This is a genomic window from Oceanibium sediminis (assembly GCF_003265325.1).
In the GTDB taxonomy this organism is placed as follows: domain Bacteria; phylum Pseudomonadota; class Alphaproteobacteria; order Rhodobacterales; family Rhodobacteraceae; genus Halovulum; species Halovulum sediminis.
Map to the genome: position 1 here is coordinate 65,512 of NZ_QGNX01000009.1, position 14,640 is coordinate 80,151.

The window sequence follows — 14,640 nt, forward strand, 5'->3', positions numbered from 1 at the left end:
GGGCTGGCCCCTCGCAATTGCTGGTTTGCGTGCTAATCTAACGGGCATGAACCTGCTTCGTAACCCCGTCCTGACGATTGTCGTCGCGTTAGCTTTCGCCGCGTCACCCGCGTCCGCGCAGGAGGAGATGGACGAAGCCGACATCATCGAGAGCCGCCCCGCCGATGACATCGACAGCCTGCTCGCGGAACTGGCGGACCCGGACCTGCGCACCTGGGAGGCGACGGAGGCGCGGATCATCGAGCTTTGGTCGCGCTCGGGCTCGGCCACGGCGGACCTGCTGCTGGAGCGGGGCATGAACGCGCTGGAGGCCGAGGATTACCTGACCGCCGTCGAACATCTGACCGCGCTGACAGACCACGCGCCGGATTTCGCCGAAGGCTGGCACGCGCGCGCGACGGCGTTCTACCTGCAGGAAGAGTTCGGCCTTGCCGTGCGCGACCTGCAACGCGCCCTGGTGCTGAACCCGCGCCATTTCGGGGCGCTGACCGGACTCGGGATCGTGCTCGAGGAACTGGGTGACTACGAGCTTGCATTGCGGGCGCTGGAACTGGCAGAGGATCTGAACCCGCACCGCGCCACCGTGACCGACGGGATTGCGCGCCTGAAGGCGCGAATCGGCGAAAGCACGCTCTGACGAAAGCCGACGACCATGTATGACAGTGATGCCCGCGTGACGGCGGTTCTCGGTCCGACGAACACCGGCAAGACCCACTACGCGATCGAGCGGATGCTGGGCCATCGCACCGGCGTGATCGGCCTTCCGCTGCGCCTGCTCGCGCGGGAGGTCTACGACCGCATCGTCGCGATCCGCGGCCCCTCGGTCGTGGCCCTCGTCACGGGGGAGGAGCGGATCGTGCCTGAGCGCACCCAGTACTGGGTCTGCACGGTGGAGGCGATGCCGGTCGGCCTTGGCGCGTCCTTCCTGGCGGTGGATGAAATCCAGCTCTGCGCGGACCCGGACCGGGGCTACGTCTTCACGGATCGGCTGTTGAACGCGCGCGGCACGACGGAGACGCTGTTCCTCGGCTCCAACAACATGCGCGGGCGCATCGCCAGCCTCATCCCCGGCGTCCAGTTCGTCGGGCGAGAGCGGTTTTCGCAGCTGTCCTACACCGGCTCGCGCAAGATAAGCAGGATGCCGCCGCGCTCTGCCATCGTCGCGTTCTCGGTGGATAACGTCTATGCCATCGCGGAACTGCTACGCCGCCAGAAGGGCGGGGCTGCCGTGGTCATGGGCGCACTCAGCCCGCGCACGCGCAACGCGCAGGTCGCGCTCTACCAGAACGGCGACGTCGATCACCTGGTGGCGACGGACGCCATCGGCATGGGGCTGAACCTGGACATTGGGCACGTGGCCTTCGCGGGCACGTCGAAATTCGACGGGCGCGGCCACCGCCAGTTGCAGCCGAACGAGCTGGCCCAGATCGCCGGGCGCGCCGGGCGTTACACCACCGACGGCACCTTCGGAGTCACGGGCGAGGCGGCGCCCTTTGACGAAGACGTCGTGAATGCCATTGAAAACCATCGATTTTCGCCGCTGCGCCGCCTGCAATGGCGCAATGACCGCCTGACGTTCGGCACGCCCGACGCGCTGATCTCCGCGCTTGAGCAACCCTCGGGCCACGAGGAGCTGATCCGCGCCCGCGAGGCGGACGACCTGCGCACGCTGAAGGCGCTCTGGTCGCTGCCCGCCATGCGCGACCGGGTGCAGGGCGGCCCCGACGTGCGCCTGTTGTGGGACGTGTGCCAGGTCCCCGATTTTCGCAAGGTCAGCCACGCGGAACATGATACCCTGTGCGAGCGTTTGTATGAGTTCCTGCACGACGGCGGGCGCATTCCCACGGACTGGCTCGCCCGCCAGATTGCGCGCATCGACAAGACGACCGGGGACATCGACACGTTGTCCAAGCGGCTGGCTTTCGTGCGCACCTGGACATATGTCGCGCAGCGCAAGGACTGGGTCGATGATACTGACCATTGGCGCGGCGAGAGTCGTGCGGTAGAAGACCGCCTGTCAGACGCGTTGCACGACGCGCTGACCCAACGATTTGTCGACCGGCGCACCAGTGTGCTGATGCGCCGGTTGAAGCAGAAGGAGAGCCTGGTGGCGCAACTGAATGACAAGGGCGAGGTCCACGTGGCCGACCAGTTCGTGGGTCGATTGCAGGGTTTTCGTTTTCAACTCGACCCGAACGCGGGCGTGGAAGAAGCCAAGACGCTGAAATCCGCCGCCCTGCAGGCCCTTGCGCCAGCCTATAGCCTGAGGGCTGACAAGTTCTACAACGCCCCCGATCCCGAGATCGACCTGACCGAACAGGGCGGGCTGATGTGGGGCGAGTATGCCGTCGGCAAGCTGGTGACCGGCGCGGACGCCCTAAGCCCCGAGATCGAGGTTTTCGTGGACGAGGAAGCCGGCCCCGACGTCGCCGAAAAGGTGCGCCGCCGGCTTGGCCATTGGTTCGACCGCAAATGTGCGGCGTTGTTCGAGCCGCTTCTCGCACTGCGCGACGACGAGGCGCTTTCCGGGCTCGCCCGGGGCGTCGCGTTCCAGCTGGTCGAGGCGATGGGCGTTCTGCCGCGCGGACCGGTGGCGCAGGACGTCAAGGCCCTCGACCAGGAATCGCGTTCGATGCTGCGCAAGCACGGCGTGCGCTTCGGCCAGTTCACGATCTTCCAGCCGGTCTTGTTGAAACCGGCGGCGACGCGGATGCGTCTCGTGCTCTGGGCGCTGTGGCAGAAGCTCGACGAGTTCCCCGAAGCCCCGCCGCCGGGGCTGGTGACCGTGCCCGCCGTCAAGGGCGCGCCGGAAGGCTATTACGCGCACGCGGGCTACCGCCTGTCGGGCGAACGCGCGATCCGGATCGACATGCTGGAACGCCTGGCCGACATGCTGCGCAACCAGAACAGCCGGGGCGGTTTCGAAGCCACCGCCGACATGCTGTCGATCACCGGTCTGACGCTGGAGCAGTTCGCCGACCTCATGGGCGGTCTTGGGTACAAGGCCGAACGGGGTGAGCGCGCGAAGGTGACCGCCAAGGCAGCGACAGCCGCCGATCCCGCCGCCGCCGCGCCCGCGGCGACGCCCGCCGTGGAAATGGCCGACGATCAGGGCGCTGCTGTCGGCGCGCTGTCGCCCGACGGGCAGGCATCCGACCCGGACGGGACCCCGGCCCCCGAAGCACCGGCCACGGCCCCCCGCGAGGATACCGCCGACGCGGCCTTCGGCGACCCCGTGGAAACGGTCGAGCGCGAGGAGATGCCCGAGGCTTCGGAAAAGCCCGTCGACACGGTGATGAGCGAAAGCTCCGAGCCTGCGCCGGTGGAGGATACGGCTGAAGCAACGCCCGACGCGCCGGCAGAAGCCGGGCCCGAGGCTACGACAGACGTAACGGCTGAGACCGAGGCAGACACCACGCCCGAAAGCCCCACCGAAATGGAGGTGTTCTACACCTTCACCTGGGCGCCCCCGCGCCGCGCGGGCCGTCCCCAGCCCCAGCGTGGCAAGGGCGGTGGAAAGCCTGGCGGCGGCGCCAAGCCGCGTGGCAAGGGGCCGAAAGGCAGGGGCGGTGTGAAACCGCAGGGCGCGCAGAACCACTCCGCGCCGCCGCCGCGCCGCGAGAAGAAGATCGACCCCGACAACCCCTTCGCCGCGCTGATGGCGCTGAAGGACAAGAAGTGAGTGCGGATGTCGGGACGGGGATCCGTCTCGACAAATGGCTCTGGCATGCGCGTTTCTTCAAGACGCGCACGCTTGCGGCAAAACTGGTGGGGCAGGGCGCGGTCCGGGTGAATTCGGTCCGTGTCACAAAGCCCTCCCACACCGTCCGCCCCGGCGACGCGCTGACCTTCGTCGCTGGCGAGCGGGTGCGCGTCGTGGTCGTCACGGCCATCGGCGAACGGCGCGGCCCCGCGCCCGAGGCGCAGGCGCTGTACGAGGATCAAAGCCCGCCCCCGCCGGAGCGCGCGCCGCGCTCACCAAGTTTTGATGGCGGGGGACGGCCGGAAAAGAAGGACAGGCGCGCTCTGGACGCGCTGCGGCGCTTTCCCTCTTGAAATCGGGGTCCGTGGCGGGCAAACCACCCCCACGAGCCTCCCTTTGAAGGACCTGCTTTCCTTGACCTATGTCGTGACCGATAACTGTATCAACTGCAAATACACCGACTGTGTGGAGGTGTGCCCCGTGGACTGCTTCTACGAGGGTGAGAACATGCTGGTGATCCATCCCGACGAGTGCATCGATTGTGGCGTGTGCGAACCGGAATGCCCGGCGGATGCGATCCGCCCCGATACCGAGCCCGAGATGGAGCCGTGGGTGGACTTCAACCGCAAGTACTCGGAAGCTTGGCCCGTCATCTTCACCAAGGCCGAGCCGATGCCCGACGCGGAGAAGTACGACGGCGAGGAAGGCAAGCTGGAGAAATACTTCTCCGAGAAACCCGGGGAAGGCGGCTGACCTGACGACTGGCCTGATTCTGGGATGACGCAGGCATGATGCTGACGCATGCATGATTCGGGGCGACGATTGATCTAACGCAACGTCACCTCGGATTTTTGTGTCAGTTTGTTCATGTTTTTCGGTCGGTTTGAGCTCGAATCGGGGCTGCCGCTGCCGCTTTGCCGCAGTGCAACCTTTAAAAAACCGCCCTTTGCTGCTATATTGTTCAGACATGACGGTCGGTACGGCACATCCCGAAACCATTGGAGGGGGATGAACCGGCTTTGATACCCGGATTTGGAACCTGGGACTGCCTCAATGGCAGCCGCAGATTTTTGTTCGCCGGTGTCTTGGCTGACTGACGGTGGGTTTAGGCGAAGAGACAAGAGGATGCGCATGTCCAAGACCAAAAAGAATGCTGAGTTCCGCCCGAATGAGTTCGTGGTCTATCCGGCCCACGGGGTAGGGAAAATTGTGTCCATCGACGAGCAGGAAGTCGCTGGCATCAAGCTCGAAATGTTCGTCATCACCTTCGAGAAGGACAAGATGACGCTTCGTGTACCGACCGCAAAGGCGACGTCCGTCGGCATGCGCTCGCTCAGCTCGCCCGAGCTGGTGAGCAAGGCCATGGATACCCTGAAGGGCCGTGCACGCGTGAAGCGCGCCATGTGGTCGCGCCGCGCGCAGGAATACGAGCAGAAGATCAACTCGGGTGACCTGATTTCCATCGCCGAAGTGGTGCGCGACCTGCACCGCAACGACGACCAGCGCGAGCAGTCCTATTCTGAGCGCCAGCTTTACGAAGCCGCGCTGGAGCGTCTGACCCGCGAAGTCGCGGCCGTTGACGGGATCGAGGAATTCAAGGCGCAGGAACGCGTCGGGGACCTTCTGGACGCCCGCGCCGCCTGATCCGCCGGACAGGACAGTGATCTGAAAAAGCCCGCTTTTCACAGCGGGCTTTTTCTTTTCCGGACTGGGTGCCGGTCAGCGCAATTTCGGCTTGACCCCCCGCCGCACCAGACGTATTCACGGCCCCCAGAGGGCGACGGGCTGCAAGGTGCGGCAGCGGACTGTAACTCCGCCGGGGAGACCCATGCCTGGTTCGATTCCAGGGTCGCCCACCACTCCCATTCCAGAAACTGGTGACGTCAATGCGTGCGCTTCAAGGGCGCAGCGTCCTGTTGCGGCTTGCGCGCGGTCGTGATGCAGGCTGATGTGTGGAAGGCGGCTTGTCCGGACGGGATTGCGTATTTCGCCAGCCGCTCGTCCGCTTTCGCCAGCACATCGGCGATCCGGTCTTCGTCCAGGTGAATCCCGAAAAGCGGCAACCAGCCCCGCAGCTCGACCTCGACGATCATGCGATGGTCGGGAAAGGTCGCCTGTTCGACCCTTGTGTCCGTTTCGATGTCCCCGAATCCCGCGCGCGACAGGATATCGGCGACCGCGCCAGGATCGCCAAGGCTGAAGGGAAGCCGCACCGCCTCTGCCGCCGCGGGGCCGACCTCTGCCTCCAGGAGGCGCGCGACGTCCCGGTAGGCCGGGTTCCGCTCGATCCCGTGCCAGACGGCGACGGCCAGCGTGCCGCCCGGTTTCAGGACACGGAGCATCTCGTCCGCGGCTTTCTGGCGATCCTCGAAGAACATCATGCCGAATTGGGAAATGACATGATCGAAGGCGTTGTCCTCGAAGGGCAGGTCCTCGGCGCGCCCGCTTACCCATTCGATCGCCAGCTCGACCTCTGCCGCGGCGGCGATCATGCCCGGCGCGGGATCAAGGCCGACGACCCGTCCCTTTGCACCCGAACGCTTCAGCGCCTGGCGCGCCAGGACGCCGGTTCCGCAGGCGATGTCCAGCGTGCTTGCACCATCGCCTATGCCCGCTGCATCCACGACATGGGGCGCCCACGGGCTGAACAGGGCAGGGACCAGCAGGGCCTCGTAGCCGCGCCCGGCGGCCAGGTCTTCCTTCGTGGCGGTACTGGTCATTTCACGGCCCCTCCGTCGCACGGACAAGGTGAGCGTCATGTGAAAGGATAGCAGATCAGGGGGCGATTGGCACGTCTCGGCCCCCGCCACGGCAGGCGGTGGCCGGGCGGTTCAGCCCTTCTTCTCGGCGTAAGCCATCGGTCCGCCGTGCTTTTCCCAGGTCGAGAATCCCTCTTTCAGATGCGCGGCCTCGAAGCCCATGTCCAGCAAGGTGGCGACCGTCAGCGCCGAGCGCCAGCCGCTGGCGCAATGGAAGACGAAGGTCTTGTCCTCGCCGAAAATCGGCTTGAAATAGGGGCTGTCGGGGTCCACCCAGAACTCGATCATGCCGCGCGGCGCGTGGAAACTGCCCGGAATGAAGCCCGAGCGCTGGCGCTCGCGCACGTCGCGGATATCCACCACGACGAGGTCAGGATCGCCGAGGCGCGCGATCAGCTCCGGCGTCCCGACTTCGCGGATCCGGGCGCGTGCCTTCGCGACCATCTCGGCGGCGGAGGTCCTGAGTTGTGGCATCACGCGTCCCCGAACACGCGGGCGTAGTCGCTGACCAGCAGGTGGGTCGCGTCCACATCCTCCTCGATGGTGGCAAAGCGGCCGATGGGCTCGCGGAAGATGTTGTCCGTCTCGTCGTCATTGACGGTGGAGACTTCGCCGATCAGCACGTCCCCGCCGTCACCCCAGAAGGCATGCCAGTCGCCGGGCATCAGCGTGACGCTTTCCCCGGGGGCGAGGCGCAGTTTCTCGCCGGGACCATAGGGGGTTTCGATGCCGTCGCAGAACACCACGCCGCCGCGATCCTCGGCAAAGCGGCCCTGGTCGTCCGAGCCGAACAGTTCGACCACCAGTGTCGCGCCGCCGCGGTTGATGATGTCCTCGGCCTTGATGACATGGGTGTGCATCGGCGAAAGCTGATCCTGCTTGGAGATCAGCAGCTTCTCGGCGTAGCACATGCCACCGCCGCGTTGCAGGTCGGCCAGCCGCCCGTTGCGCAGGGTGAACAGGAACAGGCCCAATTCGTCGTAGCGGCCCGCTCCGTAATCGGTGATATCCCAGCCGCAGCGCGCGGTGATGACATTGCGCGCCGCCTCTGCCCGAGCCTTGAACTCCGCTGAGCTCCAATAGGCGAACGGGGGCAGGGTGAAGCCGTAGCTGCGGATCATCTGATCCGCCTCGGCCATGATTGAATTGATCTTCGAGCGCTTCATGTCGTCCCCCTTGTTTCCACGGCTAGTTATGCGTGGAATCCGGGGGACGGTCCAGCCCGCGCGGGCCGTGGTGTGCGTCAGGCGCGCCGGTCAGGCGCGCTGGCGGTCAGCGGTTGCGCTCGATGTTGAAATACGCGCGTGTCCGTGCCGGGGACGCGCCCTTGGCGCTGCGGAACAGACGCTGCATCCTGGGGCTGAGACCGCCCTGGCGCGTGAAACGGGCGAAGCGTGACAGGCGAAGGCCCGGCTTCGCAACGCTGCGGTGATCGAGAATGTGGCGTGACATGATGCACCTCCTTATTCCGTTCGGAGGGCCTTCATAGCACAAAATCGGGGGCCATGCAGCCCCCGCGCGCCGTGGCGCGGGGGCAGGGCCTGTTGTGCCCGGATCAGTTCGGCAGGTCGCCGGTGATCCCTTCGACATAGAAGTTCATGCCGAGCAGGGTGGCGTCGTCCGCGGTTTCGCCTTCGGCCAGCCAGGGGCTGCCGTCCTGCTTGTTGATCGGGCCGGTGAAGGGGTGGATCTCACCCGCGCCGATGGCGTCGCGCAGCGCCCCCGCCTCGGCCGCCAGGTCCTCGGGCATGTTCTTGAACTCACCGATCTTGGTCATGCCCTCGCCGATCCCGGCCCAGGTGTCGGTGGATTCCCAGGTGCCGTCCATCACAGCCTGAACGCGCTCGATGTAGTAGGGGGCCCAGTTGTCGATGATCGAGCTGAGGCGCGAGTTCGGCCCGAACTGCATCATGTCGGAGGCCTGGCCAAAGGCGTAGATGCCATTTTCCTCGGCGATGGTCATCGCGGCGGGGCTGTCGGTGTGCTGCAGGATCACGTCCGCGCCCTGGTCGATCAGCTGCTTTGCGGCATCGCCTTCCTTGGCGGGGTCGAACCAGGTGTTGGCCCAGACGATCTTGAACTCGACGTCCGGGTTCACCTTGGCGGCGGCCAGGTAGGCGGCGTTGATGCCGCGCACCACCTCGGGGATCGGGAAGGAGCCGATGTAGCCCACGATGTTGCTTTCCGTCATCTTGCCCGCGATATGGCCCAGGACGGTGCGCCCCTCATAGAAGCGGCCCGAATAGGTCGAGACGTTCTCGGCGCGCTGGTAGCCGGTGGCGTGCTCGAACTTCACGTCGGGGAACTGCTGCGCGACCTTCATCGTCGGGTTCATGTAACCGAAGGACGTGGTGAAGATCAGGTCGTGGCCCGACTGCGCCAGCTGGCGGATCGCCCGTTCCGCGTCGGGGCCCTCGGGGATGGATTCGAGGTAGGTGGTCTCGACCTTGTCGCCGAAATGCGCCTCCAGTGCCTGGCGGCCCTGGTCATGCTCGTAGGACCAGCCGAAATCGCCGACCGGGCCGACGTAGATGAAGCCGACCTTCAGCGGCTCATGCCCGTCTGCCAGGACGGGGTTTGTCGACAGGGCCACGGCAAGGGCGGCCCCCGCGAGAAGGGTTCTACGTTTCATCATTGTTGGACTCCTTGGGTTCATCCATGTGTTGGGGTTCAGGTGCTTCTTTTTCTCTGTCTTTGGTCCGCGACACCAACGCGGCCGAGATCAACCCGGTGGGCACCGCGATGACCGCAAGACCGACGAGCAGGACAAGCGCGGTAAACGCCTTTCCGCCTGCCGTTACAGGATAGATATCGCCATACCCCACGGTCGACAATGTCGCAACGGCCCACCAGAGCGCGTGCGGCACGGACTTGAACACCTCGGGCTGGGCGCTGTGCTCGAAGTGATAGATCCCCACCGCGGCCAGGATCAGTACGATCAGCGTCAGCATGAGGAAGACGAAAAGCTGGTCGCGGATCGAGCGCAGGGCGTCGACCATCGTGTCGAACGCATGGGCAAGGCGCATCAGCTTCATGACCCGCGCCAGTTGCACCAGCCGCAAAAGCCGCGCCGAGCTGAACTCCGTCCCCGCAAGGACAAGGGCGGGCAGGAAGGCGATCAGGTCCACGATGCCCCAGAACGACAGCGCGTAGGACAGCGGTTTCGGCGCGGTGAACAGCCGCGCGAAGTAGTCCGCCGCGAAGGTCGAGATCACGAAGACCTCCGCCATCTGCAGGGTCAGTCGCATGGGCCGGCTCAGGTCGGGCAGGGTCGACAGGATGTAGACCAGCACCGCGAGTAGGATGATGAAGTTCGTGAAGATCGCGTAGGGCCGGCCGAGCGTCGGGTGGTTGCCCTCCAGAATGGCATAGAGATTCTGGCGTCTTTCCGGCACCGTCGCCTGCCCCTATCCCGTTCGGAAGAACACCCGGCCCAGCGAGGCGGGGGCATTCAGGTTGGCTTTCAGGCGGTCGGCGGACATGACCACGAGTACGATGATGGTACAGATGTAGGGGGTCATCGAAAGGTACTGTGTCTGGATCGACACCGGTGCCGCCAAGGCCCAGGCCGCGCTTGCCAGCGTGGCGGCCCAGAGCGGCAACATGCTGCGGTGCATGGACCCCGTTGTCAGCCCGCGGACCGTGACATGGGTGGCCAGCAGCAGGAAGCCGAGCACCAGCAGCCACAGCGCCGTCAGGTTCGCCGCCTGCAGGTTCAGTTGCAGGATCGTCACGCCCCCGAACAGGAACGCGCCTAGCGCCACCCGGCCCGGACGCCAGGAACCGAAGACGACGATGGCCAGCGCGATCCAGCCCGCGCCCGCGGTCATGCCTTCGGTCCATTGCGGGACCCGAACAAGGCTCAGCCCCGCGCCGCCAAGCCCCGCGCAGGCGCCGCCGAAGGCGATCGCCGCCAGGCGGATGCGGATCACTTCATAGCCCAGCGCATGGGCCGCGTCGTGGTTCTCGCCCACCGCGCGCAGGATCAGCCCGGCGCGCGTGCGATAGAGGAACCAGGCCGTGCCCAGCAGGATCAGCGCGGTGATGTAGACCAGGAGGTCATGGGCGAACAGGATCGGCCCCAGCACCGGGATGTCCGAGACCAGCGGAATGTCGAGGTGCGGGAAGCTCGGCGGCTTCAGCCCCGCGTAGGATTGCCCGAGCAGCGCCGCGAGCCCGAGCCCGAACAGCGTCAGCGCCAGCCCGGTCGCAACCTGGTTCGACAGCAGCACCTGGGTAAGAAAGCCGAAGACCAGCGACAGCGCCGCACCCGCGGCGGCGGCGGCGATGAGCCCGATCATGGGAGAGCCGGTTTCCACCGCCGTGGCGAAACCCGCGATCGCGCCGATGATCATCATCCCCTCGACGCCGAGGTTCAGCACGCCGGACTTCTCGACCACCATTTCGCCGAGCGCGGCCAGCAGCAGCGGCGTGGCCGCCACCGTGATGGAGACCGTCAGCAGTACCGGGTTCAGCCCGTTGGCCAGCGCGAAGACGACAAGCGCCGCGATGGCAGTCAGGGTCACGGCGTGGGGGGCGACGGATGTCTTCATGGGCGGATCGACCTGTTGCGGCGGGGGCCTCCGGCGGGAGTATTTAGGGAGTAAAGTGGCACGCTCATGAGGTGGCCCTTGTGACGCGGCGGATGCGGAACCGGGTCAGGACCTCGAAGCCGAGCAGGAAGAACAGCAGCATGCCCTGGAAGACGCTGATCGCCGCGGCGGGGATTTGCAGCGTGAACTGGGCGGTTTCGCCGCCGATGTAGGTCAGCGCCATGACGAGAGACGCGGCGAGGATGCCGAGCGGGTCGAGCCGCCCGAGGAAGGCGACGATGATCGCGGTGAAGCCGTAGCCGACCGGCAGCGAGGGGACGAGCTGGCCGACGGGGCCCGCGGCCTCGAACGTGCCGGCGAGGCCGGCGAGCGCGCCCGACAGGCCGAGGCAGGCGGCGATCATCAGCTTGGTGTTCACGCCCGCGAAGGCGGCCGCGCGCGGGGCGGTGCCCAGCAGTTTGACGTGGTAGCCGAAGACATGCTTGTGCAGGATCGCATAGGCCAGCGGCCCGAGCGCGAGGGCGACGAGGATGCCGATATGCGCGCGGGTGTTTTGCAGGATGATCGGCAGCGTGGCGCTGTCGTGAAAGCGCCGCGATTCCGGGAAGTTGAACCCGTCAGGGTCGCGCAGTGGCCCGGAGACGAGCGCGGAGAGCAGGAGTTCCGCGACATAGACCAGCATCAGCGAGACGAGGATCTCGTTCGCGCCGAAGCGGATCTTCAGCAGGGCGGGGATCATGCCCCAGAGGAAGCCGCCGATCATGCCCGCCAGCGCCATCAGGGGCAGCAGCCAGGTTCCTTCCGTTCCCCAGAACGCCAGCGCCGTGGCCCCCGCGCAGAGCGCGCCGATGATGAACTGCCCCTCGGCGCCGATGTTCCAGATGCCGGCGCGAAAGCCGAAGCTGAGGCCGATGGCGATCAGCGCCAGCGGCGCGGCCTTCACCAGCAGTTCCGAGCGCGAGAAGGGATCGAAGAAGGGATCCACGAAGATGATGCGGATCGCCTCCACCGGGTTTTTACCCAGGGCGGCGAACAGGATCCCGCCCGCGACCATCGTGGCCAGCACGGCGAGGACCGGGGTCAGCGCCTGCAGCAGCGTGCTGGAGCGGCGGCGCGGTTCAAGCGTGAGCATCTTGCACCGCCCCCTTGGTCGAGCCACCCATCATCAGGCCGATTTCCTCGATCGTCAGCGAGCCGGTGCGTTGCGGCACGGTCAGACGCCCGCTTTCGAGCACGGCGAACATGTCGGCGATTTCCATCAGTTCGTCGAGGTCCTGTGAAATGATCAGCACGCCGGTCCCCTCTGCCGCGAGGTCGCGAAGCGCGGTGCGGATGGTGGCCGCGGCGTGGGCGTCCACGCCCCAGGTCGGCTGGTTCACGACCAGCACGCCGGGGCGTTGCATGATTTCGCGCCCGATGACGAATTTCTGCAGGTTGCCCCCCGACAGCGCGCGCGCAAGCGTGCCTACGCCCGGTGTGCGCACGTCGAAGCGCGAGACGATGGCGCGGGCGAAATTCTCGGTCGTGGCTTTCTTGATGAAGCCGCGATAGTCCAGCCGCTGGCGTTTGCGCCCGGTCAGGTAGGCGTTGTCCGCCAGGCTCATGTCGCCGGCCGCCGCGTGGCCGAGGCGTTCCTCGGGTGCGGCGAGCAGGCCGAGCATCCGGCGGCGGTTGGGCCCCAGTGCGCCGATTTCGCGCTGTTCCAGGCGGATGGCGTCACCTTTGACGCGGGTCTCGCCGGAGAGCACGTCCATCAACTCATCCTGGCCGTTGCCCGCGACGCCGGCGATGCCCAGCACCTCGCCCTTGTGCAGGGTCAGGTCGATGGATTTCAGCGTGGTGCCGAAGGGGCTTGAGGCGGGCACCGTGAGGTCGCGGATCTTAAGCAGCGGATCGCCCGGGGTGAACAGGCGGGGCAGCGGGCGCGTCAGTTCCAGGCCGATCATCATCTCGGCCAGTTGCCGCGCGGTCTTTTCCGCCGGGCGGCAGGCCCCGACCACGCGCCCCGAGCGCAGGATGGTCGCGCGGTCGCACAGGGCGCGGATTTCCTCGAGCTTGTGGGAGATGTAGAGGATGGCGACGCCCTCAGCGCTCAGCTTGCGCAGGGTGGTGAAGAGCGTGTTCACCTCTTGCGGGGTCAGCACGGAGGTGGGCTCGTCCATGATCAGGATGCGCGGCTTCTGCAACAGGCAGCGCACGATTTCCACCCGCTGGCGTTCGCCCACGGACAGGTCGCCGACCAGGCGGTCGGGGTCCACCGACAGCCCGTAGGCGTTGGCGATGTCGCGTATCTTCTGTGACAGCTCCTGGCGGCCCGGCGGGTTGGCCATGCCGAGGGCGATGTTCTCGGCGACGTTCAGCGCCTCGAACAGGGAAAAGTGCTGGAACACCATGGACACGCCCGCGGCGCGCGCGGCTTGCGGCCCGCGCGGTTCGAACAGGGTGCCGTCGATGAACATCCGCCCCTCGTCCGGGGTGACCAGGCCGTAGATCGTCTTGACGAGGGTGGATTTCCCGGCGCCGTTCTCGCCCAGCAGGGCGTGTACCTCACCGGGGGCCACCTCGAACGAGATGTCTGAGTTGGCGAGCACACCGGGGTAGGCCTTCGTCAGGCCCTCGACGGAGAGGAGCGCACTCATGCGACGTTGTCCCTGTTCGTGACGCCGCTTCTGTGCGCGGCCTGGTCCTTCAGTAGCCGATGCACCACGCCCACGGCAATGGCCTGGGGGTGTTTGCCGAGGGCGCGGTTCCCGATGGGACAGGTGAGCCGCGCGAGCCGTTCGGGAGGGTGCCCGAGGTCGGAAAGGCGTTTGAGGAAGCGCGCGCGCTTGGTGGCGGAGCCGATCAGCCCGAGGCTTGCGAAGCGGCGCGACACGACGGCGTGGCACACCTCCAGGTCGAGCGCGTGCGAAAAGGTCATCACGAGGTGATGCGCCTCGCTGGGGGCATGGGCGACGGCCTGCGCGGGGTTTGCCGCGACGAGCCGCGTCGCCCCCTCGGGGAGGGTGTCGGGAAACCGGTCCGGGGCGGTGTCGATCCAGGTGGTGTCCACCGGCAGCCCGGAGAGCGTGGCGGCGATGGCGCGCCCGACATGGCCTGCGCCGTAAAGCCAGAGCTGGGTCCGGGGCTCGGACAGCGGTTCGATGAACCAGCCGTCGTGAAGTGCGGCGCGAATGGGCGTGCCCTGCCGCGCGACGCCGAGCGCCCGCGCCAGCGCGAGCGGCGGATCGGGCGGCGCATCGGGGCTGACGGGGCGCGCGAAAGCGCCGGATTCCGGGATCTCGGCGACGTCCACGTAATGTTCGAGCAGCAGCGTCACGCTGCCACCGCAGCATTGGCCGAGGGCGGGGCCGAGGGGCTGTGTCACCAGGCGCGGCCTCTCGGCACTGTGCGCGCGGGCGAGGCGGGTCGCCTCATGTTCCAGCGTGCCGCCGCCGATGGTGCCGGACTGGCCGGAGGCCCAGACGAGCATCGCGGTGCCCGTTTCCCGTGGGGTGGAGCCGGCGTGGGCGGCGATGACGACCCGTGTGAGGGGGCCGTTTTCGGCGATGGCGCGGGCGAGGGCGGTGCGATCGAGGGTCACGGTGCGGGCCCCCGGTCCTTTCGGGGCGCAAGTTGCGCCGCC

15 protein-coding genes and 1 tRNA gene are annotated in these 14,640 nt (G+C 66.8%); 6 read left to right on the plus strand and 10 right to left on the minus strand.

Annotated elements, in window-relative coordinates; translation table 11 throughout:
- Positions 1-46: 46 nt before the first annotated feature.
- From DJ029_RS18340 to DJ029_RS21810, 6 genes are all read left to right on the plus strand, one after another.
- Positions 47-637, plus strand: coding sequence for a tetratricopeptide repeat protein (locus DJ029_RS18340; protein WP_232823134.1), 591 nt, complete (start codon positions 47-49; stop codon positions 635-637).
- 15 nt (positions 638-652) lie between these two features.
- The gene (locus tag DJ029_RS18345) at positions 653-3,682 is read left to right on the plus strand and encodes a helicase-related protein (RefSeq protein WP_112323949.1); all 3,030 of its coding nucleotides are present in this window, start codon (positions 653-655) and stop codon (positions 3,680-3,682) included.
- The gene (locus tag DJ029_RS18350) at positions 3,679-4,056 is read left to right on the plus strand and encodes an RNA-binding S4 domain-containing protein (protein WP_112323950.1); all 378 of its coding nucleotides are present in this window, start codon (positions 3,679-3,681) and stop codon (positions 4,054-4,056) included. Before DJ029_RS18345 ends, DJ029_RS18350 begins: the two co-directional genes overlap by 4 nt.
- Before the next feature lie 61 nt (positions 4,057-4,117).
- The gene (gene fdxA / locus DJ029_RS18355) at positions 4,118-4,456 is read left to right on the plus strand and encodes a ferredoxin FdxA (protein ID WP_112323951.1); all 339 of its coding nucleotides are present in this window, start codon (positions 4,118-4,120) and stop codon (positions 4,454-4,456) included.
- Positions 4,457-4,834: 378 nt separating this feature from the next.
- A complete protein-coding gene (locus DJ029_RS18360; RefSeq protein ID WP_112323952.1) occupies positions 4,835-5,347 on the plus strand; it encodes a CarD family transcriptional regulator in 513 nt (170 codons plus the stop codon).
- A gap of 131 nt (positions 5,348-5,478) precedes the next feature.
- A tRNA-Tyr gene (locus DJ029_RS21810) sits at positions 5,479-5,562 on the plus strand.
- Positions 5,563-5,586: 24 nt separating this feature from the next.
- Here the strand turns inward: DJ029_RS21810 and DJ029_RS18365 are convergent.
- The 10 genes from DJ029_RS18365 to xdhC all read right to left on the minus strand — a co-directional run bounded on the left by DJ029_RS18365 (position 5,587) and on the right by xdhC (position 14,598).
- On the minus strand, positions 5,587-6,423 hold the full coding sequence (locus DJ029_RS18365; RefSeq protein ID WP_157966438.1) for a class I SAM-dependent methyltransferase: 837 nt from the start codon (positions 6,421-6,423) through the stop codon (positions 5,587-5,589).
- 111 nt (positions 6,424-6,534) lie between these two features.
- Positions 6,535-6,936 carry a rhodanese-like domain-containing protein gene (locus DJ029_RS18370; protein ID WP_112323954.1) on the minus strand — a complete coding sequence of 134 codons (402 nt, stop codon included), beginning with the start codon at positions 6,934-6,936 and terminating at the stop codon, positions 6,535-6,537.
- Positions 6,936-7,628 carry a D-lyxose/D-mannose family sugar isomerase gene (locus tag DJ029_RS18375; protein ID WP_112323955.1) on the minus strand — a complete coding sequence of 231 codons (693 nt, stop codon included), beginning with the start codon at positions 7,626-7,628 and terminating at the stop codon, positions 6,936-6,938. Before DJ029_RS18375 ends, DJ029_RS18370 begins: the two co-directional genes overlap by 1 nt.
- A gap of 106 nt (positions 7,629-7,734) precedes the next feature.
- On the minus strand, positions 7,735-7,914 hold the full coding sequence (locus DJ029_RS18380; protein ID WP_112323956.1) for a hypothetical protein: 180 nt from the start codon (positions 7,912-7,914) through the stop codon (positions 7,735-7,737).
- A gap of 103 nt (positions 7,915-8,017) precedes the next feature.
- The gene (locus tag DJ029_RS18385) at positions 8,018-9,094 is read right to left on the minus strand and encodes a BMP family ABC transporter substrate-binding protein (RefSeq protein ID WP_112323996.1); all 1,077 of its coding nucleotides are present in this window, start codon (positions 9,092-9,094) and stop codon (positions 8,018-8,020) included.
- The gene (locus DJ029_RS18390) at positions 9,084-9,857 is read right to left on the minus strand and encodes an ion transporter (RefSeq protein ID WP_112323957.1); all 774 of its coding nucleotides are present in this window, start codon (positions 9,855-9,857) and stop codon (positions 9,084-9,086) included. Before DJ029_RS18390 ends, DJ029_RS18385 begins: the two co-directional genes overlap by 11 nt.
- Before the next feature lie 12 nt (positions 9,858-9,869).
- Positions 9,870-11,015 carry an ABC transporter permease gene (locus DJ029_RS18395; RefSeq protein ID WP_112323958.1) on the minus strand — a complete coding sequence of 382 codons (1,146 nt, stop codon included), beginning with the start codon at positions 11,013-11,015 and terminating at the stop codon, positions 9,870-9,872.
- A gap of 64 nt (positions 11,016-11,079) precedes the next feature.
- Positions 11,080-12,147: an ABC transporter permease gene (locus DJ029_RS18400; RefSeq protein ID WP_112323959.1), complete on the minus strand. Its 1,068-nt coding sequence runs from the start codon at positions 12,145-12,147 to the stop codon at positions 11,080-11,082.
- Positions 12,134-13,654: an ABC transporter ATP-binding protein gene (locus tag DJ029_RS18405; protein ID WP_112323960.1), complete on the minus strand. Its 1,521-nt coding sequence runs from the start codon at positions 13,652-13,654 to the stop codon at positions 12,134-12,136. The genes DJ029_RS18400 and DJ029_RS18405 overlap by 14 nt, the downstream gene beginning before the upstream one ends.
- A complete protein-coding gene (gene xdhC / locus DJ029_RS18410) occupies positions 13,651-14,598 on the minus strand; it encodes a xanthine dehydrogenase accessory protein XdhC (protein WP_232823135.1) in 948 nt (315 codons plus the stop codon). The genes DJ029_RS18405 and xdhC overlap by 4 nt, the downstream gene beginning before the upstream one ends.
- Positions 14,599-14,640 lie beyond the last annotated feature (42 nt).

Bases quoted from the DNA above. Each gene is read 5' to 3' on its own strand.
- DJ029_RS18385 (WP_112323996.1), bottom strand. From the start codon at position 9,094: ATGAAACGTAGAACCCTTCTCGCGGGGGCCGCCCTTGCCGTGGCCCTG.
- DJ029_RS18370 (WP_112323954.1), bottom strand. From the start codon at position 6,936: ATGCCACAACTCAGGACCTCCGCCGCCGAGATGGTCGCGAAGGCACGC.
- DJ029_RS18405 (WP_112323960.1), bottom strand. From the start codon at position 13,654: ATGAGTGCGCTCCTCTCCGTCGAGGGCCTGACGAAGGCCTACCCCGGT.
- DJ029_RS18400 (WP_112323959.1), bottom strand. From the start codon at position 12,147: ATGCTCACGCTTGAACCGCGCCGCCGCTCCAGCACGCTGCTGCAGGCG.
- DJ029_RS18395 (WP_112323958.1), bottom strand. From the start codon at position 11,015: ATGAAGACATCCGTCGCCCCCCACGCCGTGACCCTGACTGCCATCGCG.
- DJ029_RS18375 (WP_112323955.1), bottom strand. From the start codon at position 7,628: ATGAAGCGCTCGAAGATCAATTCAATCATGGCCGAGGCGGATCAGATG.
- DJ029_RS18345 (WP_112323949.1), top strand. From the start codon at position 653: ATGTATGACAGTGATGCCCGCGTGACGGCGGTTCTCGGTCCGACGAAC.
- DJ029_RS18365 (WP_157966438.1), bottom strand. From the start codon at position 6,423: ATGACCAGTACCGCCACGAAGGAAGACCTGGCCGCCGGGCGCGGCTAC.
- DJ029_RS18340 (WP_232823134.1), top strand. From the start codon at position 47: ATGAACCTGCTTCGTAACCCCGTCCTGACGATTGTCGTCGCGTTAGCT.
- DJ029_RS18360 (WP_112323952.1), top strand. From the start codon at position 4,835: ATGTCCAAGACCAAAAAGAATGCTGAGTTCCGCCCGAATGAGTTCGTG.
- DJ029_RS18380 (WP_112323956.1), bottom strand. From the start codon at position 7,914: ATGTCACGCCACATTCTCGATCACCGCAGCGTTGCGAAGCCGGGCCTT.